This is a genomic window from Xylophilus sp. GOD-11R (assembly GCF_033546935.1).
Classification (GTDB): domain Bacteria; phylum Pseudomonadota; class Gammaproteobacteria; order Burkholderiales; family Burkholderiaceae_C; genus Xylophilus.
In genome coordinates, this window is sequence record NZ_CP137854.1 from 4118606 (window position 1) to 4142874 (window position 24269).

At 68.2% G+C, this 24269-nt stretch carries 15 protein-coding genes; 12 read left to right on the plus strand and 3 right to left on the minus strand.

Annotation, left to right across the window (positions count from 1 at the left end; translation table 11 throughout):
* Nucleotides 1-80: 80 nt before the first annotated feature.
* The 6 genes from R9X41_RS19015 (at nt 81) to R9X41_RS19040 (ending at nt 12825) form a co-directional block, all read left to right on the plus strand.
* Entirely contained in the window at nt 81-1592 is a 1512-nt protein-coding gene (locus R9X41_RS19015) for a TolC family protein (RefSeq protein ID WP_318632003.1), read from the plus strand.
* A 50-nt stretch (nt 1593-1642) separates the two neighbouring features.
* Entirely contained in the window at nt 1643-2800 is a 1158-nt protein-coding gene (locus R9X41_RS19020; protein WP_318632004.1) for an efflux RND transporter periplasmic adaptor subunit, read from the plus strand.
* Between the two features lie 7 nt (nt 2801-2807).
* On the plus strand, nt 2808-5900 hold the full coding sequence (locus R9X41_RS19025; protein ID WP_318632005.1) for an efflux RND transporter permease subunit: 3093 nt from the start codon (nt 2808-2810) through the stop codon (nt 5898-5900).
* Nucleotides 5901-5903: 3 nt separating this feature from the next.
* Nucleotides 5904-6230 carry a P-II family nitrogen regulator gene (locus R9X41_RS19030; RefSeq protein ID WP_318632006.1) on the plus strand — a complete coding sequence of 109 codons (327 nt, stop codon included), beginning with the start codon at nt 5904-5906 and terminating at the stop codon, nt 6228-6230.
* A gap of 319 nt (nt 6231-6549) precedes the next feature.
* Nucleotides 6550-9309 (plus strand): hypothetical protein, encoded by a 2760-nt coding sequence (locus tag R9X41_RS19035; RefSeq protein ID WP_318632007.1) that lies wholly within the window; start codon nt 6550-6552, stop codon nt 9307-9309.
* 150 nt (nt 9310-9459) lie between these two features.
* Nucleotides 9460-12825, plus strand: a complete 3366-nt coding sequence (locus tag R9X41_RS19040) for a hypothetical protein (protein ID WP_318632008.1) — start codon at nt 9460-9462, stop codon at nt 12823-12825.
* Nucleotides 12826-13261: 436 nt separating this feature from the next.
* On the opposite strand, the gene R9X41_RS19045 is transcribed toward R9X41_RS19040, so the two are convergent.
* Complete coding sequence (locus R9X41_RS19045; RefSeq protein WP_318632009.1) at nt 13262-13414, minus strand: hypothetical protein; 153 nt, start codon at nt 13412-13414, stop codon at nt 13262-13264.
* Nucleotides 13415-13490: 76 nt separating this feature from the next.
* On the opposite strand from R9X41_RS19045, the gene R9X41_RS19050 reads away from it, so the two are divergent.
* From R9X41_RS19050 to R9X41_RS19065, 4 genes are all read left to right on the plus strand, one after another.
* Nucleotides 13491-16631, plus strand: coding sequence for a hypothetical protein (locus R9X41_RS19050; protein WP_318632010.1), 3141 nt, complete (start codon nt 13491-13493; stop codon nt 16629-16631).
* A 25-nt stretch (nt 16632-16656) separates the two neighbouring features.
* Nucleotides 16657-19119 (plus strand): hypothetical protein, encoded by a 2463-nt coding sequence (locus R9X41_RS19055; RefSeq protein WP_318632011.1) that lies wholly within the window; start codon nt 16657-16659, stop codon nt 19117-19119.
* A 123-nt stretch (nt 19120-19242) separates the two neighbouring features.
* A complete protein-coding gene (locus R9X41_RS19060; RefSeq protein WP_318632012.1) occupies nt 19243-19644 on the plus strand; it encodes a hypothetical protein in 402 nt (133 codons plus the stop codon).
* A gap of 120 nt (nt 19645-19764) precedes the next feature.
* Nucleotides 19765-20013: a hypothetical protein gene (locus R9X41_RS19065; RefSeq protein WP_318632013.1), complete on the plus strand. Its 249-nt coding sequence runs from the start codon at nt 19765-19767 to the stop codon at nt 20011-20013.
* A 36-nt stretch (nt 20014-20049) separates the two neighbouring features.
* Here the strand turns inward: R9X41_RS19065 and lpxC are convergent, their stop codons facing one another.
* A complete protein-coding gene (gene lpxC / locus R9X41_RS19070; RefSeq protein WP_318632014.1) occupies nt 20050-20973 on the minus strand; it encodes a UDP-3-O-acyl-N-acetylglucosamine deacetylase in 924 nt (307 codons plus the stop codon).
* Nucleotides 20974-21197: 224 nt separating this feature from the next.
* Between lpxC and R9X41_RS19075 the strand changes: the two genes are divergently transcribed.
* The gene (locus R9X41_RS19075) at nt 21198-21398 is read left to right on the plus strand and encodes a hypothetical protein (RefSeq protein WP_318632015.1); all 201 of its coding nucleotides are present in this window, start codon (nt 21198-21200) and stop codon (nt 21396-21398) included.
* Nucleotides 21399-22745, plus strand: a complete 1347-nt coding sequence (locus tag R9X41_RS19080) for a hypothetical protein (protein WP_318632016.1) — start codon at nt 21399-21401, stop codon at nt 22743-22745.
* A 142-nt stretch (nt 22746-22887) separates the two neighbouring features.
* Here R9X41_RS19080 and ftsZ read toward each other — a convergent pair whose 3' ends face one another.
* Nucleotides 22888-24132, minus strand: coding sequence for a cell division protein FtsZ (gene ftsZ, locus R9X41_RS19085; RefSeq protein WP_318632017.1), 1245 nt, complete (start codon nt 24130-24132; stop codon nt 22888-22890).
* Nucleotides 24133-24269 lie beyond the last annotated feature (137 nt).

The following is a 24269-nucleotide window of genomic DNA, read 5'->3' on the forward strand; positions in this document are numbered from 1 at the left end:
CCCGCCTCTGCGCGGGACGCCTTGCGCAGCGCCCCCCGTTTGTTGTTTCTTTCCTGCCTCCGACCGAGGCAGCACCGACCATGTCCCATCGCCTGTTCCGCGCTCGAGGCGCCTTGGCACTGCTGGCCGCCGGCTGCATCGCGCAGCCCGCCGCCGCGCAGTTCGCCCTGCAGCCCCAAAGCGCCACCGAACGTCCCGCAGCGCCAGCGCCCGTATGGCCTGCCGTGCGACCCGCGCCGACTCCCGCCGCCCAGCCGGCGGCCAGCGCGCCGGCCAACGCGCCCACTGCTCCGAGGCGCGGCACCGACGCGCCACCACTCAACCTGCCGGCCGCCGCCGCCAGCGGCGCGGCCGTCACCGCGTCGCTCGAAACCGGCGCGCGCATCAACCTGCAGCAGCTCACCGATGCGATCGTGCAGAACAACACCGGCCTGCTGTCGGCGCAACGGCTGCGCAACACCGCACAGGCGGCGATCAACAGCGCCGGCGCGTTTCCCAACCCGCGCCTGGAATACAGCGCCGGCAACCAGAGCGCCCGCCAGGTCGGCGGCGTGGGCGGCAACGTCTCCACTTACGGCATTTCGCAGCTGATCGAGAACCCCTGGCTGCGTGAAGCCCGGGTGGACGCTGCCCGCTTCGGCGAACGCGCCAGCACCTTCCAGGTCGGCGTGACCCGCAACGAGCTGGTCGCCCAGGTGCGCCTGCGCGCTTACGACCTGCTCCTGCGCCAAGCCGAGGCTGCCGCCGCCGCCGAGGCCTCGTCGCTGCTGGAGCAGGTCAACACCCGGGTGCGCGCCCGGGTCGACAGCGGTGAGGCGCCGCGCTACGAGCTGATCAAGGCCGACGCCGAAACCGTCAACGCCCGCTCGCTGCAGCAGACCGCATTGCTGCAGGCGCAGCAAGCCGCCATCACCCTCAACCGCCTGGGCGCCGGCACCTTGCCGCCGCAATGGTCGCTGGACGCCGCACTGAGCGAGACACCGCGCCCCATGCCCGACATGAATCTGCTGCGCGAGCAGATGCTCGCCCGCAACCCCGAGCTGATGACGCTCAGGGCCGAGGTCGACCGGGCACGCGCCCAGCTCGACCTGGCCGAAGCCGGCCGTCTGCCGGGCGTGGAGCTGCGCCTGAGCCAGAGCCGTGAGCCCGACGTGAAGCAGAACATCTTCGGCGTGACGCTGCAGATTCCCCTGTTCGACCGCCGCACCGGCCCCATCGCCGAAGCCGGCTCCGAACTCGAACGTGCCCGCGGTCGGCTCGACGGCCGCCAGGCCGAGCTCGAACAGCAGCTGCAGGCCGCCGAGAAGGCGCTCGAAATGGCCCGCCTGCGCATTGAGGCGCTGTCGCAGGGCGCGGTTCGCGACGCCGAGGCCGCGCTGCGGGTGGCCGATGCCGCCTGGCGCTTCGGCGAGCGCGGCATTCTCGACGTACTCGACTCGCAACGGGTGCTGCGCGCGGTCCGGGCCGACCTGCTGACCGCCCGCTTCCAGGCGCAGGCCGCCCGCACCGAACTCGATTTCCTGTCCGGCCGCTGGGCCGACGACACACCGCCGCTGCCTTCCGCAGCGCTTCAGCGCGGAGGCATGCAATGAGCCGCTCCGCCGCCCTTCCTACCGAATTGCCGAATCACGAAAGGCCCGCCATGGACCACCCCCGATTTTTCACCCGCACCGTGCTGGCCGTCTGCCTGGTCGCTGCGCTCGCCGCCTGCGGCAAGAAGGAAGAGGCCGCGCAGGCCGCGCCTGAAACCCCGCCCGATCCGATGCTGGTTACCGTGCAGCCGGCCATGGCCGGCAATTTCAAGGTCGGCAAGCTCGCCACCGCGGAGATCTCGCCGGTGCAGGAGATCACCGGCCGCATCGACGCCAGCGAACACCGCGTCACCCGCATCGGTTCGGCTGTGACCGGCCGGGTCACCGAGGTCATGGTGGAGATCGGCGACACGGTGCGTGCCGGCCAGGCGCTGGCCCGTGTCGCCAGCCCCGAACTCACCCAGGCGCAGCTCGCCGTGCTGCGCGCCAACGCGGCCAGCAGCCTGGCCAGCCGCGCGGTCGACCGTGCGCGCCAGCTGCTGCAGGCCGACGTGATCGGCTCGGCCGAACTGCAACGCCGCGAGTCCGAACTGTCCGTGGCCAACGCCGAACTGCGCGCCTCCACCGAGCAGCTGCAACTGCTGGGCATGTCGAACGGCGACATTCAGTCGCTGCGCACCAAGGGCACGCTCGCCGCCGCCACGCTGGTGGTGTCGCCACGGGCCGGCGTGGTGATCGAGCGCAATGTCAGCCAGGGCCAGGTGGCCCAGCCGGGCGATCCGCTCTTCACCGTGGCCGACCTGCAGAAGGTCTGGGTCATCGGCGCGGTGCCGGAACAGGCCGCCAGCTCGGTCGAGGTCGGCCAGTCGATGGAAATCAGCGTGCCGGCGCTCGGGGGCGACCCGCTCACCGGCAAGGTGGTGGTGGTGGGCGCCACGGTGCAGCCCGACACCCGCACCGTCGCCGTCCGCACCGAGGTCGACAACCCCAAGCGCGCGCTCAAGCCGCAAATGCTCGCCACCATGCGCATCTCGGGCGCGGCGTCCAAGGTGCTGGCGGTGCCGCCGTCCTCGGTGGTGCGCGACAACGACCGCGACAACGTGTTCGTGAAGACCGGCGAGAACAAGTACCGACTGACCCCGGTCGAGCTCGGCCCCAACAGCGGCGGCATGCGGCCAATGCTGCAGGGCCCGCGTGAAGGCACCGAGATCGTCACCGAAGGCGCTTTCCACCTGAACAACGAGCGCAAGCGCGCGGAACTGGAGTGATCGCCAGATGATTGCTTCACTCATCAAGGCCGCGCTCGGGCAGCGGCTGCTGGTGGTCGTGCTCGGCCTGGTGCTTTGCGCCTTCGGCATGCGAGCCGCCACGAAACTGTCGGTGGACGCGTTCCCCGACGTGACCAATGTGCAGGTGCAGGTCGCCACCGAAGCCCCGGGCCGTTCGCCCGAGGAAATCGAGCGATTCGTCACCGTGCCGCTGGAGATATCGCTGACCGGCCTGCCGGGCTTGGTCGAGATGCGCTCGCTCAACAAGAGCGGCCTGTCCATCATCACGCTGGTGTTCACCGACGCGACCGACGTGTACTTCGCGCGGCAGCTCGTCACCGAGCGGCTGATCGAGGTCACGCCGCGCATGCCAGCGGGCATCCTGCCGGTGCTGGGGCCCGTTTCCACCGGCCTGGGCGAGGTCTATCAGTACACGCTGGACCATCCCGACGACGGTGAACGCGCGCTGACGCCCGAAGAGCTGGCCGAGCGCCGCACCATCCAGGACTGGGTCGTGCGGCCGATGCTGCGCTCCATCCCGGGCGTGGCCGAGATCAACTCGCAGGGCGGCTATGTGCGCCAGTACCAGGCCCTCGTCGATCCGGTGCGCCTGCGCCATTACAACCTGTCGGTGCAGCAGGTGGTCGACGCCATCGCGGCCAACAACTCCAACGCCAGCGGCGGCATCCTGCCGCTGGGCACCGAGCAGTACCTGATCCAGGGCTCGGGCCTCATCAAGACGCTGGAGGACATCGGCAACATCGTCATCAAGGAGCAGAACGGCACCCCGGTCTACGTGCGCAACGTGGCCGAGGTGCGCATCGGCAACGAGGTGCGCCAGGGCGGCATCGTCAAGGGCGGCTACACCGAAGCGGTGTCGGGCATCGTGCTGATGATGCGCGGCGGCAACGCCAAGGAAATCGTGACCCGGGTCAAGGCCAAGGTCGACGAAATCAACGCCAAGGGCATGATCCCCGGCGGCCTGCAGATCACCGCGTTCTACGACCGTACCGACCTGGTCGACTCGGCCCTGTGGACGGTCGGCAAGGTGCTGATCGAGGGCGTTGTACTGGTGGTGATCGTGCTGTTCATCTTCCTGGGGGACGTGCGCTCCAGCCTGATCGTGGTGGCGACGCTGCTGATCACGCCGCTGTGTACCTTCATGGTCATGAACCGCTACGGCATATCGGCCAACCTGATGTCGCTGGGAGGGCTGGCGATCGCCATCGGCCTGATGGTGGACGCCACGGTGGTGGTGGTGGAGAACGTGTTCCACAAGCTCGGCCAGGTGACCGACGACAGCCGCGGCGCCAAGGTGCGGGCGATCCTGCAGGCCACCACCGAGGTCGCCACCCCGACCATCTTCGGCATCATGATCATCATCCTGGTGTTCCTGCCGCTGATGACGCTGCAGGGCATCGAGGGCAAGATGTTCGGCCCGCTGGCGCTGACCATCGCGATCTCGCTCTTCGTCTCGCTGCTGGTGTCGCTGTTCCTGTCGCCGGTGCTCTGCTCCTACTTCCTCAAGGGCGGCGCCGACCACGACACCAAGATCATTGCGCTGATGAAGCGCGCCTACCTGCCGCTGCTCGACCGCGCGTCCACCCACAACCGCATGACGCTGGCGGTGGCCGTGGCCCTGCTGCTGGGCTCGATGGCGCTGTTCCCCTTCCTCGGCAAGTCCTTCATGCCGACGATGAAGGAAGGCGCGCTCACGCCGCAGATCAACCGCGTGCCCAGCATCTCGCTGGAAGAGTCGCTGCGCATGGAAATGGACGCCATGAAGATGGTGGCCTCGGTGCCTGGCGTGAAGTCGGTGGTCTCCAAGATCGGGCGGGGCGAGTCGCCGGCCGACCCGGCGGGCCCCAACGAGTCCGATCCGATCGTGATCCTGGATCCGGAAAGCGACCGCTCCCAGGACGAGGTCGACGAGGACATCCGCAAGAAACTCTCGACCATTCCGGGCGTGCAGATCGTGCTGTCGCAGCCGATCTCCGAGCGGGTCGACGAGATGGTGACCGGCGTGCGGTCGCAGGTGGCGGTGAAGGTGTTCGGCGACACGCTGCCCGAACTCAAGCGCGTCTCCGAAGACATCGCCCGGATCCTCAAGAGCATCCCCGGCAGCGTCGACATCCGCATCGAGCGGCTCTCCGGCCAGCAGGCGTTGAACATCGACATCGACCGCAAGGCCATCGCCCGCTACGGCATCAACGTGGCCGAGGTGCAGGCGCTGATCGAGTCGGCCATCGGCGGCAAGCCGGTGACCACGCTCTACGAGGGCGAACGCCGCTTCGCGGTGGCGGTGCGCTTCCCCGAGGAGCAGCGCAACTCGGTCGAGACCATCTCGCGCATGCTGCTGCCAACGCTCGACGGCGCGCAGATTCCGCTGTCGTCGGTGGCGAAGATCGAACTCGTCGACGGCCCGGCGCAGATCAGCCGCGAGAGCGGCAAGCGCCGGGTGGTGGTGGGCTCCAACGTCGACGGTCGTGACCTGGCCGGCTTCGTCGCCGAAGCGCAGGCCAAGATCGATCGCGAGGTGAAGCTGCCCGACGGCTATTACCTGGTCTACGGCGGCCAGTTCGAGAACATGGAACGCGCCATGGCCACGCTGTCGGTTATCGTGCCGCTGACCATCGCCGCGATCTTCTTCCTGCTGTTCATGCTGTTCAAGTCGGTCAAGCTGGCGGGCCTGATCATCCTGGTGCTGCCTTTCGCCTCGATCGGCGGCCTGATCGGGCTGTTCGTCACCGGCGAATACGTCAGCGTGCCGGCCTCGGTGGGCTTCATCGCGCTCTGGGGCATCGCGGTGCTCAACGGCGTGGTGCTGGTGAGCTACATCCGCCGCCTGCGCGAAGACGGCATGGACGTGGCCGAAGCGGTGCGCGAAGGCTGTATCGCCCGGTTCCGGCCGGTGATGATGACCGCCACCGTCGCACTGCTGGGACTGGTGCCCTTCCTGTTCGCGACCGGTCCCGGCTCCGAAGTACAGAGGCCCCTGGCCATCGTGGTGATCGGGGGACTCATCTCCTCGACGCTGCTCACACTGGTGGTGCTGCCCACGCTCTACCGCTGGTTCGACGAAAAACCGATGGAAGCCTGACCGATGAAAGAAATCCGAGCGATCGTGCGGCCCACCCGCATCCAGAAGCTGCGCGATGCCCTGCGCGCCATTCCCAATTTTCCGGGCGTGACCCTGTTCAAGGCCGAGGGCTTCACCGCCCCGGCGTCGGCCAATCGCCGCAGCGTGCGCGAAGAGCTGGTGGACTTCAGCGAGAAGACCATGCTCAGCGTGGTCTGCGAAGACGACATGGTCGAATCGATCCGCGAAGCCATCATGCTGAGCTGCCGCACCGGCCAGATCGGCGACGGGCTGGTCTGGGTGGTGGACATCGGCGAGATTCACCGGGTGCGCGACGGCTCGCCTTACTGACCGATAAGCGAAGCGTCGACGACGACGGCCCGGGGTGCGATTCGCGGCCCGGGCCGTTTTTTCGTCCGACGGCAAGCGCACTGGAAGCGGGAACCAGAACCATCAGCGGTTTCGGTTCCCGATCGCCATGATTTCTCCGTCGTACCCATCGTCGTCATGCGCGCCTTGCGGCAGGTCGACGCCGGTCAACCCGCACACCGGCAGCACCAGGCCGCCCCCGCCCCCATACCACGAGGCCATCCACACGACCACCTCGTGGCAGGACCTGCCGGACACCGGTTCAGGACTTCCGTCGGCGGACCGGCATCTGTTCAGCGCAATGCCATCGCAGCTGCGCGCCGACACCGAACCGGCCGATCACGCCTGCGGCGGCACCACGCTCGGCCAGGTCCGAGCCGCAGCCTCGGAGGTGACCGGCAGCGTGAAAAACGGCTTCGAGCAGATCGACAAGGTCCACCGCATCCTCCAGGAGAAAGGCCAGCGCCTGCCACCGGGTCATCTGCAGTGCTGGGTCATGCTCGAACGCCCCGAGCTGTTTTCCAAGACGGCATTGCTGAAATGGTTCGTAGACGAGGCCGAGCAGGCCTGCCGCGCAGATCCTGACCTGCTCAATGACAACGAACGCTACGGGGGCCTGATCGCCCGCCTGGGCGCGGTCGAGCCCTGCGGCCCCGATCTGCTGCGCTTTCTGGCCACCCGCACGGCTGCGTCGATGGCCTACCTTCGATACCGGGTGGCGGGCACGCCCGTGGACCCACAAGGCATGGTGGAGCCACGGCCGACCGAATCGGCCACGGACGATCTGGCCTTGCTCTGCAGCGCGATTACCCGGCATGGGCAGGCGATACGCGAAACCATCCTGGGGATGGCCAACGCAGGCTTCGCGATGACCAAGGGCGAGTTGCGTGGCATGCTGGAGAGCCGGCGAATCCACCTGGCCAGCGCCGTGCTCCGGCACCTGCCGAAACTCATGCCGGAGATCGAACACCGCCGCGGATTATTCTTTCCGCGGGGACAGTCACCCAAACAGAGCCGCCGCTGGCCGCCACGTGACGCTACCTCCCAGGTATTTCGCGGCAAACCGCCGCTGGCTACCGGCGAGCCGGGCGCACCGCTGCAATGGCGCGTCACCGGCCTGGCCACGTACCTGTTGAAACACCACCCCGGCGGGTACAGCCAGCAGGACTGCGCAAACGCAGTCCATCGGCTGCGACCGCAGCTCGGCAGCGCGGCACGCACCGCGCTCGTCCAGAAGATGGAGCAGGCCGGCCTGCTGCGTCGCGATGGCACGCTGCTGAGCCTCAATGATCGGCTCCTGTGCGCCGACGCGGGCCAAAAGGTGCGGGCGCATCGCCGGCCCGCACCCGACCAGCGCCGCAAAGCCGCAAAAGCCATCAGGGCGCAATACGCCCGGCAGGTCGAAAAGCTCTTCGCGACCCTCCGCGACCTTCTTCAGAAGAACAAATTGGTCGACTTCACGAAAACCGACCAGGCCGGCCAACAACACTTCGATATCGAAAAAATCTTCAGCCTCGTCATCGCCGACTGCCCCACCATGAACGCGAAGAAAGTGCGCGACCTCATCAGCCGCATTTCCCCGGCACGTCTGCCGCAAGTACTGGACCGCGCGCAGTGGCGTAAACCCGCTATGGCGCACGACCTGCTGCAGACGCATATCACCGAGCTCATGCGGCAACTTCCACTGCTGGCTTTCGCCACGCATCACGACATCGCGTACTGGATCAATGAACGCGCTCCCGAGCACTTCTGTACCGCAGCGCGGCTGAACAAATTCGTATCCCGGGTAGGTCGCAACAAGCTGCTCGCCCGCCAGGCCATCGGCGATCTGTTCGACCAGGGCGGCATGCAGCTTTTCATGAGCCAGGTCTCCAGCAGTGCCGTCAGCACGGTCTGCCTGCGTGACCATCTGGCATGGCAAGGGATCGGCATCACCACGAAAGACCTCAAGGCCCTGCTGGCAGAACATCGGCATCGCATCCCGCCCATGACCGGCGAGCAACTGGGCCGCCACGTCTGGAACGGCGCCCTCAACAAACAGGGTGCGGCCAAGGCGATCATGGCCAGTCTCGACCTGCGCCAAGGCAGTGACCTGCCGCCGTGGGACACCTACATCGCGGCCTTCGAGAGCGAGATCTGCCCGCCCGACGCGAACGGCACATCCCGCCTCTACAACGGACGCGCGGCGATGGAGATATTCACCGCGCTCGCCCGCGAACTCGACCCGGCAGGCGTCATCGCGGCGCCCGGTGACACGCGCATGGAGATCGACCACGAGCAGTACGGCACGCTCGACGAGCTCCTGGCCACGGGCTTCGACATCCCTGGACTCGAAGCCGACCACCAGGCCCGATCCGAGCCTGGACCCGAGTTGTATTTCGAACCCGAGCCGGACCTGGCACCGGAGCCGGCACCGGAGCCGGCTCCGGACCCGGCACCGGAACAGCAGCCTCAAATCAACAGCGTGGGCATTCCCCCGATCGAACAGCTGCGGCGGCACCTGCAGCAGCGCGCGATCGCGTCCGGCCCGGCGGATACCCCCGGCACCAGGCAGGTCGATGCACCCACATCCCCACTCGTCCCGGCCCACGAGCCCGCCTTCTCTGACGCCTGCAATGCCATCGCCGAAGTGCTCCGGCGCCCAGCGCCTTCCGACGACTTCGCACGTTGGCTGGCCGAAGCGGGCGCCGCTGATGGCAATGTGCCCCGCGCCATCGGCGGCGCCACGGTGGTCGCCTACCTAAGGGACCGCTACGGTCGACACCTGCAAGACCACTACGGCAGGGACATGCAGGACTACAGCGACGAAATACCGATGCTCCACCCGTACGACGCCGGCAAGAGCCTCATGGTCGCGATCGAATCGATCAGCCGAAAACTCCAACCCGGCGCCGTACTGGTGCTGTGGCACACCGACCAACGGCGGCTGTTTACCGTGCGGCAGGAAGACGGCGGATTAATGGCAGTCGCAGGAAATCAAGCCGTCCGCCTCGATGCGGTCCTCGTCTCGCTCGCCGTCACCAGCCGTTGGCCCATGCCTGTGGAGCTCTACGCGATCTGAGTCGCCCCCCATCCGAAAGCCGTAGCCGGCACGCGAAAGAATCGTCGGTGGCGTTCGTCCGTCGGCACGATGGCTTCGCCTCCTCGGATGAGCCCGCTGGCAGGCCCACGAACCATCAACGCTTTTGCCGTTTTCGGACATCCGCGCGCCATGGCTTTTCCACCCTATGATCCGCAGCCTTTTTCCCAGGGTTCCATCGCGCCCTACGGTCGTCCATCGAACGCCCCGCACGGTTCGGCCTCCAGTGGCCCACCGTCCGGCACCAACACCGCTTGCCCGCCGGCGTTGACCCATGCCACGCCCACGGGCGTTGACTGGGTGCCTCCCCTGGTGCCGGCCGATCGCGGCGCCTTCGATCCACCCCATACGGCGCCGACCCACGCGCCGCACGCCCTGCCGGCCACATCCAACGCCAGGCCCCTGCGATACGAGTGCTGCACCCGGTCCGCCAGCCAGGAGGGCGCGCAGGCCACGCCCGTCGATGTCGTGAACCTGTTGCCGTTCACGACCAGGGCGGCATCGAGCGTGCTGTCATCGGTGCAGGAATCGCTGCGCATGCTGGGCAAGCAGTGCACCACGAACCAGCTCCAGGCCTGGATGGCCATGGCCAAGCCGCGCCTGTATCCGCAGTGGCCCGCGCTGATCACTTTCGCCAGTCAGGCAGCCGACGCCATCAGCGCCAATCCCGCGCGCCTGGACAGCGCAGACGACTTCCTCCAGCTCATGATGGAGCTGGCCGGGCCACAGGCCTGCGGCCCATCGCTGATCGACTTCCTGGAAAACCACCAGGAGCCGGTGATCGAGCAACTGCTCTTCCTACGCGACGGCTGCATGCCGACCGAACTGCAGACCCGGGCGCTGATGATCAAGCCCAACTGCTGCGACGAGGACGAGCTGCGGGCATGCATGCCGCATCACCGGCATGCCATCAACGAATGCGTTCGCACCATGGCCGCCGACGGCTATCCGACCGATCGGCGGGAGTTGCATGCGCTGCTCTGGGCACGAGGACTGCGCCTGCCCCCGGACCTGCTGGATCGCCTGGCCGATTTCGTGCCCGACCTGGCCTGCAGAGAGGGCTTCTACTTTCCGGCGGGTGAAGAGCCGGACCGGATGATCAAGAACCTTCCGCAAGACGAAATCACCTCCCTGTTTCGCGGCATGGCACCCATGGTCAGCACGCTGATCGGCGTGACCCGTCGCGCGCAAGACCGCGGTCTGGCCGGCGAGCTGCTGCGGCGCCATCCCGGCGGATTCGACAACACCCAGTTCGAGGCCGTGCTCGACGAACTACGGTTGCCCATCGGCGCCAAACAACGACGCAAACTGATCGGCAGACTGTGCTACCGCGGGCTCGTCCGAAAGCTCGACCACCAGCATTGGGCACTCGACGAGAACTACCTGTGCCCTTGCGCACGCCAGCGCATCGCGAGCCACCAGGTCGCCGATGGACTGCCCATCCCGAGATCGAGCACCAGCATTCTGGCCGGCAACACCCACAACGCCGCCAAGCTGATTGGCGTGGTACTGACACTGGTGCGCGATGCGCAGAAGGCCGGGACGCTGCACCTGTGCATGTCGTCCAATTTCGAAGGCCGCCTGGTACTTGACGCCAAAAAGATCCAGGAGGCGAGCTGGTTCATGGGCAAGCGCCTTTCGATGCAAAGCGTGAGGACCGTGCTGGAAGGCCTCGAGCTGTCGAGCCTGCCCCTGACGCTCGAGCGCGAGCAATGGAGGCGGCCGGCGCATACCGACGCCGAGTTGCGCGATCGGCTGCAGCTGCTGCTGCGAGCAAGGCCCTATGCCGCCTTCGCCCCTCGCTCGCAGGTGGTCGCGTGGATCAATGCGGGCGACCCCGAACACTTCTGCACGCCCAGCGCCCTGACCGAGCACCTGCAGGCATTGCCGCGCGACCTCGCGGCGGTGGCCCAGGCACTCGACGACCTGATCGACCAGGGCGACATCGCACTCTTCGTCGACCTGTCCGGCGAGCCCGCGCTCAACCACGAGGCGCTGGCGAATCACCTCGGCTACCTGGGCATCGGCACGACGCAGACGATCCTCGACGACCTGCTGAGCGCGCGCCAGCCCCGGCTCAAAATTTCCCCGCACGACCATCTGCCTGCCGAACATCTGGTCGGCGACATCGCCCAGCACATCGCCGCCACGGCGGTGATGCACAAACTCGGCCTGAACATTGGCGACCCCATGCCGTCCTGGGACCGCTACCTCGAGGCGTTCCGGCAAAGCGTGTGCCACGACCTCATTGCCGGCAAGACGCTGGCGTACGGTGGAAAAGAGGCCTTGCAGATCCATCTGCTGATCGAGCGTATGTTGAAGGGACTGCCCGCCAGGAGCGTTGCCTTCCAGCAGGCGCACGACTTCCACCCGGCAGGCCGCTCGGCATCGAACGCGCGTTTGTCCAGCAGGGCTTCGCACCGACCTGCCGAACCGGATTCAAGTTCCGGGCCGCCAACCAAACGACGCCGCCCGCAAACCACGGGCGTATCGACCACGCAACTGTCTTCGACAGGCCCCGCGCAAACCCGGCAGGCCAACTGGTTCCAGCCGGCACCCGGTGGCTTGCACCGACTCGGCAGCGCCATGGCCGATGCGATACAGACCGGGCTCGCCCCCGGCACCTTCGACAACACCTGGGACCGCGCCGCCACCCCGGAAGACACACGCTCGATCGCCCATGCCCTCGCCGCGCCACCAACGGCCGACGGCACGCGGGGCATGGCCCCCTCGTGGACCACGCTGCAGCTGGCGCCGCACCACTGGCACGCGGCGCAATACGCTGTCCTGGGCAGTCTCGACACCGCCGTGCTGATGCGGTCCGACGGCAGGCCGAGCCCGGCAGGCGCCATCACCGCGCCGCACTTCACCGCCCTGCGCCGCGACAACTTCGGGCTCGCCCTGATCGGCGCCGATGGCCACGCGGGCCTGACCCTGGCCAACGGCCAATTCTGGGCGGCACTTCCGGTGGGGGCTTGCCGTGGCACGGTGAGCCGGCTGGTCTCCTACACCCCGATCGCAGGCTTCACCGATGCCTGCGATGTCATCGCCGCCATCACCGGCACGCTCGCGCCCCTGGACGCCTTCTCGCAATGGCTGGACGCCCGGCTCGGCCTGTCCGCCGACACGCCACACGCCGACGCCCACCGGATACGCACCCAGGCGTTCGACATGATCGACTTCGGCTCGGTCGCGGCCTACCTGTGCGAACACCATGGCATCGCCCCGCAGCACCGGACACCGGCGCTACCGCTGTTGACCATGCGAGACGCGGGTCATGCGCTGCACGAAGAGATCCGGTGGCGCGCCGCCAACCTGACCGACGGCGTCGTCGCACTGCTGAACCTGCCGGCCATCGGCCGAACCCTTGCGCTGCGCTGGAGCGGCCAGCGGCTATGCGCCATCGTCGACCAGACGGCCGTGCCACTCAGTGACTGGCTCGCTTCGGTGGTGGCACAGACGGGCCACGACCTGCAGGCCGAGCTTTACAACGTCTGAGCGCGACCGCTCCAAGCCAAGCTCCAAGTGCCGCATTCGCGCCCAATTCACGCTGGTGCGTGGTTGGCGATCCCCGGTCTTGCCGACGGCTGCGACGCCACCGCAGAACTCACCGGCACATCACCACCGCTCGCGGCCTTCAGCCGTTGGCTCGATGACAGCCCGGGCATACCTGCCAACGCACCCCGCACAGCGCCCACCCTGTCGTCGCCGTGTCGAGCCTGCCCCTGGTCGATCGTCTCCTGGCGTCGGCCGCCCGATACCCCGGGCAGGACCGGGCGGTCGGTTTCTGCCTGCGCTGAGCGGAGACGATGCCCGGACGAAGGTGGCGCCCGACGTGCGAACCCGCCCCGCAACGCGTTCGTGCCGGCAGGCCTCGGCTTCGGCTCCATGGCCCGTCGCGGCGAGGCGTGACAAACCATCGCGGGCCCCCAGTTCACCCGACCATCCGCCCCATGACGTACCCCATTTCATCTGCATCGCCGAAGGGTGGCCTGACATCGTCCTCATTCAGCGACTGGTCTTTCTCGCCCTGTCCGGACGGCTTGCCACCGATCGGCCCGCTGTCGCCGTCGTGGATGACAGCCATCGATCCGTCCGCCGACTGGAACGCCTTACCCACAGGGTCCGATTCGGCACCGGACTTCACATTGCCGGACTCGACCGTGGCCCACCTCCCGGTCCCCCTGGCCACCTGGCAGCGGCCGCTGTCCGCGCAAGCGCGCAGCCGACCGGCCCGCAGCAACGACATGCCGCCGCTGCGCCACGCCACGCCCAACGACATCCGCCCTTTTCTGCCGCAGGCGCTCCAGCAAGCCACGCAAACCGACGCCATGCAGGCAGTCGAGCAGTCGCTCCGGGCCGCGAGCCTGACATTCGACAAAAAAAGCCTGCCGGGGTGGATCGCGCTGGAGCGACCGGAAACCTGCCCGCAATGGCCGGCATTGCGCACTTTCGCCACGAAGGCGCTGGAACAAATTCGCATCAATCCGGGCATGCTGCGAAACCGCGTCGCCTACCAGGGCCTCATGAACTGGCTGGCCCAGCCGGACGTCTGCGGCCCCAGCGTGGTCGACTTCCTCAAGGCCCATCAGGCCTCGGCCATCCAGTACCTGCACTTCATGGCATACGGCAATCTGCCCGCCCGACGAACGATGCGGGCGCTTTGCCGCAAAGCCGATTGCACCACGCGGCTACAACTCCAGCAGGCCACCGAGATCCATCGCACGGCCATCCTGCAATGCGTGAACCGCATGGCGGCCGACGGCTTTTGCACATCGACCGAGGAATTGCATGCGTTCCTGTGGAACCGTGGGATGCGCATGAAAAAGGAACTCATCCATCGGCTGCCGATATCGATCGCTTCACTGGAAGTAGTGGACTCGCAGGTCTGCATCAAGGGAAAGATGCCGAGCCGGCGGTTCGACTTTCGGGCCGACGATGAGAGCCTGCGCCTGTTCCGGGGCCGCGCGCCCATGGTCAGCGACGAATCGGGACCGATCCGCGCGCCGCAGGACATGGGCCTGGCCACCGAGTTGCGCAGCGTGTTCCCCCAGGGTTTCAGCCAGCTCGAATGCGACGCCGTGATGGCGCGCCTGCAGCCGGCGCTGACCCCGGAGCAGCGGACCGCGCATTTCCAGGCGCTGCGAGCCCATGGCCTCATCCAGGTCGGTGAAGCAACCGAATACCGGCTCGACCCTGCGTTTCTCTGCGGCGACGTCGCGCCGTCGGAGCCGGGCGACGACACCCCCGCCGGAGGGCCGCTACATACGTCGTTGTCGGTCCACGCGATCGGCAGCAGCCGCTCGGCGCAGGGTGAAAGGCTCTTCAGGCAGCTGGAGCGCTGGCGCGATGACGGCAGCCTGCACCACTTCATCGAACGAGTCCCGTCGCTGGGGCGCCACCAATTCGACATCGAGGCCATCGTCACGGCATGTGGCGCATGCGGTCTCGTCGTCGCCCGCGACCACGTGCGCAGGCTGCTCATCGACCTGCCCCCTTCCCGGCTGGACGATGTCCTGACCGCTCGCCAATGGCTCAAGCCCTCCCCGACAACCGACCAGCTGCGCGAACAACTCGGCCGGCTCCTGGTGGACATTCCATATGCGGCCTTCGCCCCGCGTCATATGGTGGCCACGTGGATCAACGATCGCAACGCCGACTCCTACTGCACGGTGCCGGACATCAGCAAGATCGCGAATGATCTGCCCAAAGACGACGGCGCCACAGAAGCCATGGTCCAGGCGATGTACGACGACCGCAGCATCGCGATCTTCGCCGACCCCGTGGGGCACCAGCTCAACCTCGACCGTTTCGCACTGGCCGAACACCTGCGCTTTCGCGGCTGCCAGGCGTCTGCCGACCGGCTGGCACCCATGCTGGCAGCGCGCGCCGACCAACTGGGTCTGACGGCAGGCGACTACTTTCCGTCCCGGGCCCTGCGCAGCAAACCCGGCAGGCGCAACATGGCGCTGGCGATCATGAAGGAACTGCGTCTGGCAGCGGGCGACACAATGCCACCGTGGCCCGAATTCATCGCCGCATTCGAACGCCAGCTGGCCCTGCTCGCAACCCCCGGCCGGTTGCAGCGACACCACGGCCCCGGGGCCACCGGCGTGTACGTGGAACTCGACCGAGCCCTGCGCGAGGCCCCGCCGACGCCCCACCAGCCCCAGGGGCAGGAGCACAGTCGGCCCGCCGGCGTCCACCTTTCGTCGACCAGTAGCCATGAAAGGCCAGCCAAACGCGCGCGGCTGGACGAGCGGCTCGCGGTGCTGGTGCAGCCGCAAGCCGCCGTCGCGATCACCCCGGCTGCCCAGGCCACGCAGGCCCCCTCCCTCATGAAACCGCCGGTGCCGAGCGACGCCGGCGGCCTGTACGAACTCGTCACCGGCATGAGCAACACCCTGCAGACCATCATCCCCACCGAGGTGATCGCCGGAACGCCCAACCGCGGCGCGTCACCCAACGACGCCGAATTCGTCGCCGATCTGATCCAGACGCCGCAGCCCGGCGACGACACCCGCTGGCCCAGCCTGCGCCTGCTGCCGCACCAATGGCGATCGGTCGCCGCCGCGTTGCTGGCCGACCTCGACCAGGGCGTCGTCATGCGGTCCGATCCGGCCGATAGCGCAGCGCCGGTCCAGTTCGTGGCCCTGCGCCGGCATGAGCAGGTGCTGCACCTGCTCGATCACCGCGCCAGAGATGCAACGCCCGCCGGCCATGACGCGACCGCGGCCCTCACGCTGGGCAGCGGGCAGTTCTGGGCGGCGCTGCCGGCCGCGGCCTGCCGGGGCGCGGCGAGCCGGCTGGTGTCCTACCTGCCCCTGCCCGGCTTCGCGCAGGCCTGCGATGCCATTGCCGCCCTCACCGGCGCCGACGCGCCGCTCGACGACTTCGCGCGCTGGCTGGACACTGACGCGCAGATCGATCCGCTCGCCTCCCATGCCGACGCGCACGCCGCGCGCGTCTGGGCTTTCGGCATGATCGATTTCGCCACGGCAGCGCGCTACATGGCCGAGCGCCTGGACATCGCCCTGCAGGGCGAGTCGCAGCCCCTGCCAAGACTCAGCCCGCAAGACCAGGGTGACTTGCTTGGCGAAATCGACAGGCGCACGGCCCATCTGTCGTCGCGGGCCACCTTCTTCCTGAACCTGCCCGACATCGGTCGCATGGTCGCCGTGCGACGCATCGACGGCCGGCTGCATGCCATCACCGAGCCGGCGTACCGACCACTCGACGCCGTCCTGGCATCGGCGGCTGGCGAAGCCGGCCGCGCCACCACGGTCGAACTCTTCCACATCTGACTTCCGGAGAACCCAGCCCATGTCATTGCCTGCCCCCGTTACGTCCCTTGCCCCGACCACCCTCCCCGGCCAGCGGCTCCCATCGCCTTCGCGGTCATCGTCGAGCGGCCCCTCAGCGTCCGGTACCAGGCCGGAGGTCACATCCCCGTGCGCGACTGTCGATCCGTCCATCGCCTGGAACCAGGCGCCGTCGCCCGCCCGGTCGGAAGAATTCACGCTGCCCGACGCTGCCGCCACCATCGCTGTCGCCGACCAGCAAGCGACGGCCGACGCGCGAACATCGCCCGTACGCACAGACACCCACTCCAGTGGCTCTGGCGGACAGGCGCAGATGCGGCAAACCGCCATCGCCGACCACCAGCCCCCCATGCAGATGGGGGTCGAACGCCCCTCGCCATCGCGGGTCGCCAAAGGCCGACCGCCGATCGATCCGCTGGACCTGCAGTCGCAGGTGACCGGGTCGCGCCGGGTCACCGTCCCGGCCCGGCTTTTCACACTGCTGCAGCAGAGTGTCGACCAGCGCACCGTGGGTCGTTTCATCACGCGTGACGCCGCCGGGCGCGCATGCTTCGACGTCGGGCCGGTCATGAGAGAACTGCAGGCTCAAGGAGAAGCGGCGAACCGCGATACGCTGGCCAACATGCTGGGCCCGCTGCATCCGGCGAACCTGGAGGCAGTACTCAGCCGCCGCCAATGGGAGAAAGTGCCCCCGAAACGGGCGGAGGTGCGCGAACGGCTTGACCGACTCATCGCGGAGATTCCTTTCGCCGTGTTCGCGCCGCGCAACCAGATGGCCGCCTGGATCAACGACCGCTATCCCGATTCGTACTGTTCGACGCAGCACATTTCCCGATGCCTGGCTGCCAAGCCCAGCAACGACGAGGCCGCCGACGCGGCCATAGAAAGAATGATCGCGGACCGCAGCATCGATTTGTTCTTCGACCCGAGCGCATGCCATTTCGTGGATCACGGCGCCCTGGTGGACTACCTGCATTGGCGAGGCCTCACCGTGACCAGCAATGCGATCGATCAGATTTTGACGGCGCGCCAGAACGGCCTGTGCTTCGACCTCGGGAGCTTCATGCCGCTCGCCCAGTTGGCCGGCGCCGTGGGCAAGCACCACGCCGCAGTGGCCATGATGAATCGACTCCAACTGCGGCCGGGCATGGACATGCCGCCCTGGAACGACTTCATCGAAGCCTTTTCCGCGCAGTTCTGCAGCGGGGAGCCCGGCAACAAACCGCTCAAGCTCACCGGCGGGGCCGTCATGAGCGTGTACACCGCGCTCGAACGCGCTCTGGTGCCCGACCCGACGCCGACGCCGACGCCGACGCCGACGCATGTTCTTACCCCGACGAAACGTTCGCAGCCGCCCATGCCCCATGTCTTGGAAACAACTGTCGACGGGCCACGCGCCAAGACTTCGCGAAGCGCGGTCGGCTTGGCCGCGCCGACATCACGAGCCGTCGATTCCCCGGTCTTGCCACCGGCCCATGGAGGGCCGGTGCGAACGCTGGCGTCGGGCGAGGGCGGCCTGAAGGAGCTCGCCGAGGCCATGGCCAACGCCATGCAAACCCTCGATGCCAGCAGCGCCGTCGTGTCTTTCGCCAATCGGGTCGCAACGCCCGATGACGCCATGGTCATCGCCCAGACGTTCGCCGCCGACGGGCCCGGTGCGGACACGGGCTGGACCACGCTGAAACTGCAGGCTCGACACTGGCAAGCGGTTGCCGGCGCGCTTCTGTCCGACCTCGACCAGGCCGCGGTCATGCGGGCCGGCTCGCCCACGGACGCCACGGGTGCGTCGCCGCTGCAATTCGTCGCCCTGCGGCGCGACCAGCAAGCGCTCTACCTGCTCGACCACCGCCTCGGCATGCCGGTGTTGGCCGGCCAGGACGAGCACACCGCCGGCCTGACGCTGGCGGGGGGCGATTTCTGGGCGGCGCTGCCGGTCGCGTCTTGTCGGGGCACGGTCAGCCGGCTCGTGTCCTATGCGCCGATACCCGGGTTCGCAGAGGCCTGCGACGCCATCACCGGCATCGTCGGCGGCCGCGCGCCACTGGACGACTTCACCTGCTGGCTGGACCGGACAGCGCAGGTCGCGCCCGACGCCTCGCATGCCACCGCACATGCCGCGCGCATCTGGACTTTCGGCATGATCGACTTCGACGCGGTAGCGTCCTACCTGCAGCACCGCTACGGCATCGCACTGCGGCGCCAGGCACCACCACTGTCGCGGCTGAACGCCCAAGATGCCGGCAAGTCCGTACACGACGAGCTCGAATGGCGCACCGCGCCATGGCCCGACGGCGCCATCGCCATGCTGAACCTGCCGGTCCTCGGCCGCATGTTCCCGTTGCGGCGCATCGACGGCAGGCTCGCCGTCGTCGACGGTTCGCACGCCTGGCCACTCGACATCATGCTGGCCACGGCCTCGACCGCCCTGGGCGCCGGCATGGACCAGCCCGTGGAGCTCTACCAGCCCTGAGCAAGGTACATCGGCCATCCGAAGGCCGTGCCGAGCCCACGAAACGGGCAGCGATGGCGTTTCGAAGTCGACAAAATCCTGACGGCCACGCAGCGGCTGCAACTCAAGATAAGCCGAGACACCGTGCGCTCCACGCTCATGCATCTGCACCCGTCCCAGCTTGCCGATGCGCTGAAGCAGCGCCAGTGGCTGCGTCCATCCCCGACGCCGCAGCAACTGGCCCTGCAGCTGGCGCAGCTGCAGGCCGAGATTCCCTACGCGTGCTTCGCCAAGCGCACTCGGGTCACCGCCTGGATCAATGACCGTCACCCCGAAAACTTCTGCTGGTCGCGCGCGATCGAGGAATACTTCCGCCGGCACCCCCTCGGCGATGGCGGCGATGGTGCCATCACCGCCATCACCGCCATGATGGCCGACGGCTCCATCGGTCTGTTCGTCGATCCCGCCGACGAACACCGCCGCCTGGACCTCAGCGCACTGCTCGACCACCTGCGGTACGGCGGCCATCCGCTGTCGCCGGAGTGAGCGGACCATGGCACGGCCCACGATGCGCGCGCCCAGGCCTATGAATCGATCGGATTCGAACTGGTCGCGCTTTATCTGAGCGCGCAATTCGGCCTCACCCTGCAGCTCGTGCTGCCACACATGCCACGGCTGCGTCAACAGGACGGCGGCGACGCGGTCTTGCAGGGCACCCTGCAACGCACCGAGCGTGTCGACGGCGCCATGGCCGTGCTCGCGCTGCCGGAAACGGGCCGCATGATCACCTTCAAGGAAAACAACGGGCAGCTGTATGCCGTCACCGGCACGGCGGCACTGCCGCTGCAGAGCGTGTTGCACCTCGCGGCACGGCAGGCGGGGCGAGACCTGCGGGTGGAGCTCTACGCAGGCTGACGACGCCGACCGGCGAGCGGCGTCGCGCGGCCGCGGCTACCAGGCCCGCGCGACCTGGGCGAAACCGCGCGGCGCCTGCTTCTCGTCCTGGAAGGTGACGATCTCGTAGCTGTCTTCTGCGGCCAGCAGGGCGCGCAGCAGCTTGTTGTTCATCGCGTGGCCGGAGCGAAAGGCGCTGTAGGCCGCCAGCAGCGGCTTGCCGACGCAGTACAGGTCGCCGATGGCGTCGAGGATCTTGTGCTTCACGAACTCGTCGTCATAGCGCAATCCGCCCACGTTGAGCACCTTGTAGTCGTCCATCACGATGGCGTTGTCGAGCCCGCCGCCGAGCGCCAGTCCGTTGGCCCGCATCATCTCCACGTCGCGGGTGAAGCCGAAGGTGCGGGCGCGCGCTATGTCGCGGCTGTAGTTGCCCGCGCCCAGGTCGAACTCCACCCGCTGGCCGGTGGAGTCGACTGCCGGATGGTCGAAGTCGATCTCGAAGGCGAGTTTGTAGCCGTGATAGGGCTCCAGCCGCGCCCACTTGGCGGCCGGGCCATCGCCTTCGCGCACCTCCACCGGACGCAGCAGCCGGATGAACCGGCGCGGTGCACGCTGCAGTTCGATGCCAGCGCTCTGCAGCAGGAACACAAAGGACGAGGATGACCCGTCGAGGATCGGCACCTCTTCGGCGGTGATGTCCACATAGAGGTTGTCGATGCCCAGTCCCGCGCAGGCCGACATGAGGTGCTCGATGGTGTGCACCTTGGCGCTGCCCACGTTGATGGTGGAGGCCAGGCGCGTGTCGTTGACCGCCATCGCAGTGACCGGAATATCGACCGGCTCCGGCAGATCGATGCGGCGGAACACGATGCCGGTGTCGGGCTGGGCCGGCCGCAAGGTCAGCTCGACCCGCTGACCCGAATGCAGGCCGACGCCGACGGCGCGGGTGAGGGTCTTGAGAGTGCGTTGCTGGAGCATCGGAAGATTTTAGTTTCGCAGGCTGCGGCCGGTGCAGCATTGTCCTTATGGCGCGCATAGCCGGCGCCCCGAAAACCGCCTTCTCACGGCCTGGCCGGCCGTTCGCCAATCATGGGTCGCACAGGCCGGACGGGCGGGCCGACGCGGCCGCTGTGCGGTCCACATTCCGTTGCCGCCGGGTTTCTTCGGATACCGGCGCCCAGGGCATCGGCAGCCAGGTTCTGATGGTCGCCCACCTCCATCCGGCCATCACCATCCGGCCATCACCACCGCTGTCACCCACCATGCGTTTGCCATCGCTCGCCACCGCCCTCGCCGTTCTTTCTGCCTGGACCCAATCGCAAGGCGCCGCCCACCCGCTGCCGCTGCCGCCGGCCCGGGCGGGCGAAAGCGGTCGCGCCGGCGCCACCGATCTGCCCCTGTGAATGGGGCATCTGAACCACACCGGGACGGCGCCGTGGCCGCTTTTCGCCACTGCCGAGGTCGAGGCCTTCACCGAGCCACCCACAGCGCGTGCCGGGCGTTCCGTCGATGCGAGCGGCAGCAGCGCCGAGCCTGTTGAGTTCGGCCATCCCACCGGCCATTACCTCGGCCTGCTGGCAGCGGGCGACACCGCCGGTGCCGCTCGCCACCGCAATCAGACGCTGACCACCTACGGCACCACCGCCGCGCGCCGGCTGATGCTCGAACACCGCCTCGACCAGGCCGATCAATACCACCAGTCGCTCGACTTCCTGTTGCGCCGCAGCCTGGCCGGCACCACCGAACCGATGATGCGCCCGTTCATCCGGGAGGCCGTCTCCGCGCTCTACCAGGAGGGCACGGCCGACCTGGTGCGTGGCCGCTGGCCGGACACCCGGCTCGGCACCACCGAATTCATCCTGGAGCGTGCCCGGCAGGCTGCCGACGCGCTCGACGCACGCACCGTGCCGCAGATCGAGCGGTTCTACGACCAGGCCGTGCACGACGCGGAGGCAGCCGCCAGCCCGCCACGCAACGGCGGGGCCGATGGCTGCGCCCTGGAGGACGGCAGCCTCGTCTTCACCGGCCTGCAAGCGCGTCAAAACGCCATGCGCTTCGCGCCGCGCCCGGTGCAGCACGAGGCCATCCTGATGGCGGGCGCCCCTCTCATTTTTCCGGCCAATGCCTCGGCCGTCGCGCTGACCACGCCGCCGCCGCCGCCGCGGCTGCGTCCGGCCACCGCCAACGAACGCTGGCTGTGCTACACGGCGTCCCGGGTCGGCGCCGGCCTCGGCCGTGTCGCCGGCCGCAAGGCGGGCATCGGTGCGGGCCCCACGACCGGCCTGCAGGACCGTGCCCGCGCCGGCGGTCGTGCCGGTGCCCGGGCCGGTGCCCGTGCCGCTACGCAGGCGCTGCTGACTCGTCTGCGCGCAGGCGCCGATGTGCAGGAAGCGCTGGCCGCCGGCCGCGAGGCCGCGACCCGCGAGGGCGCGCGGGCCGGACTGGACGCCATGTCGACGCGCCAAGCCGGCATGGAACTGGCCCTGCCGGTGCGCTACGAGAACGCGGACTTCCGACACGCCTGGGCCGAGCCCGCCCAGCCTTTCTGGAGGCCGCGCCCGGAGCGCACTACGCTATTGCTGCTGGCCCGCGACCCCGATGGAGCGCGGCCAGACCGCTACAGCGAGGACGGCGGCTACCATTGGCAGCCACTGGATGGCCACAACACCCCCGCCCAGGAGGCCGCCCGCGCGGCCGGCGTCGATCGTCTGCGCAACGCCACCGCTGCTGCCAACGCCGCGCGGGCCTAGCAGCCTGCGCCTTACCAAGCCCCGGAGGCCGTGCGAAGCAGGCCGACTGCCTCAAGGCGTGGCAGCGAGGCTACGCCGAGCCAGGCCGCCGCCCCCGGAAAGGGGTAGGCGGAGACACGAAGTGCGTAGCCTGGGGGAGAACTCAGTCCGCCTGCTTGCGCAGGAACGCCGGAATTTCCAGATCGTCCATGCCGCCTGATGCCAGCGCATCGACCCGCGCGGCCGCTTGCGTGCGGTTGGTGCGCCAGACGCTCGGCACGGCCATGTTGCCGTAGTCGGTCGCCGAGGCGTTGCCCAGCGATCCCAGGCCCTGGTGGCCGTGGCCGGCCATCGCGCCGCCGGCGCTGCCCGAGGGCAGGTTGAAGCCGACGTCGTGCGTGCCGGTGCGCAGCACCTGCAGCGGCGGCGCGGTGCGGCGCTGCTGGCCCTGGCGCGACAGGCCGGTGGCGACCACGGTCACGCGGATCTGATCGCCCAGGCTGTCGTCGTAGGCGGTGCCGTAGATAACGTGTGCGTCCGGCGAGGCGTAGGCGCGGATGGTGTTCATCGCGAGCTTGGACTCGTTGAGCTTCAGGCTGCCCTTGGCCGCGGTGATCAGCACCAGCACGCCCTTGGCACCCGACAGGTCGATGCCTTCGAGCAGCGGGCAGGCCACGGCCTGCTCGGCGGCGATGCGGGCGCGGTCCGGGCCGTCGGAGACCGCCGTACCCATCATGGCCTTGCCGGGCTCGCCCATCACGGTGCGCACGTCTTCGAAGTCGACGTTGACGTGGCCGGGCACGTTGATGATTTCGGCGATGCCGCCGACCGCGTTCTTCAGCACGTCGTTGGCGTGGGCGAAAGCTTCGTCCTGGGTGACGTCGTCGCCCAGCACTTCGAGCAGCTTCTCGTTGAGCACCACGATCAGCGAGTCGACATTGGCTTCGAGCTCGGTCAGGCCGGCGTCGGCGTTGGCCATGCGGCGGCCGCCTTCGAACTCGAAGGGCTTGGTGACCACACCCACGGTCAGGATGCCCATCTCCTTGGCCACGCGGGCGATGATGGGTGCCGCGCCGGTGCCGGTGCCGCCGCCCATGCCGGCGGTGATGAACAGCATGTGCGCGCCGTCGATCGCGGCGCGAATGTCGGCCTCGGCGGCCTCGGCCGACTCACGGCCCTTGTCGGGCTTGCTGCCCGCGCCCAGGCCGCTCTGGCCGAGCTGGATGGTGCGATGCGCGTGGCTGCGGCCGAGCGCTTGCGCGTCGGTGTTGGCGCAGATGAACTCCACGCCCTGCACCGAACGGTCGATCATGTGATCCACGGCATTGCCGCCGCCACCGCCGACCCCGATCACCTTGATCTGGGTGCCTTGGTGGAACTCTTCGACTTCGATCATTTCGATGGTCATGATGGATCTCCTGAAACTTGTACGAAAAAAAGACGGTTGAACGAGAAAAAACGGTTGAACTGAATCTGATGCGATGCGGGTGCGGCCGGAGGCTCGGGACGTCGACATCGCCATCGTCGCCGCCGAGGCGGGCTCCC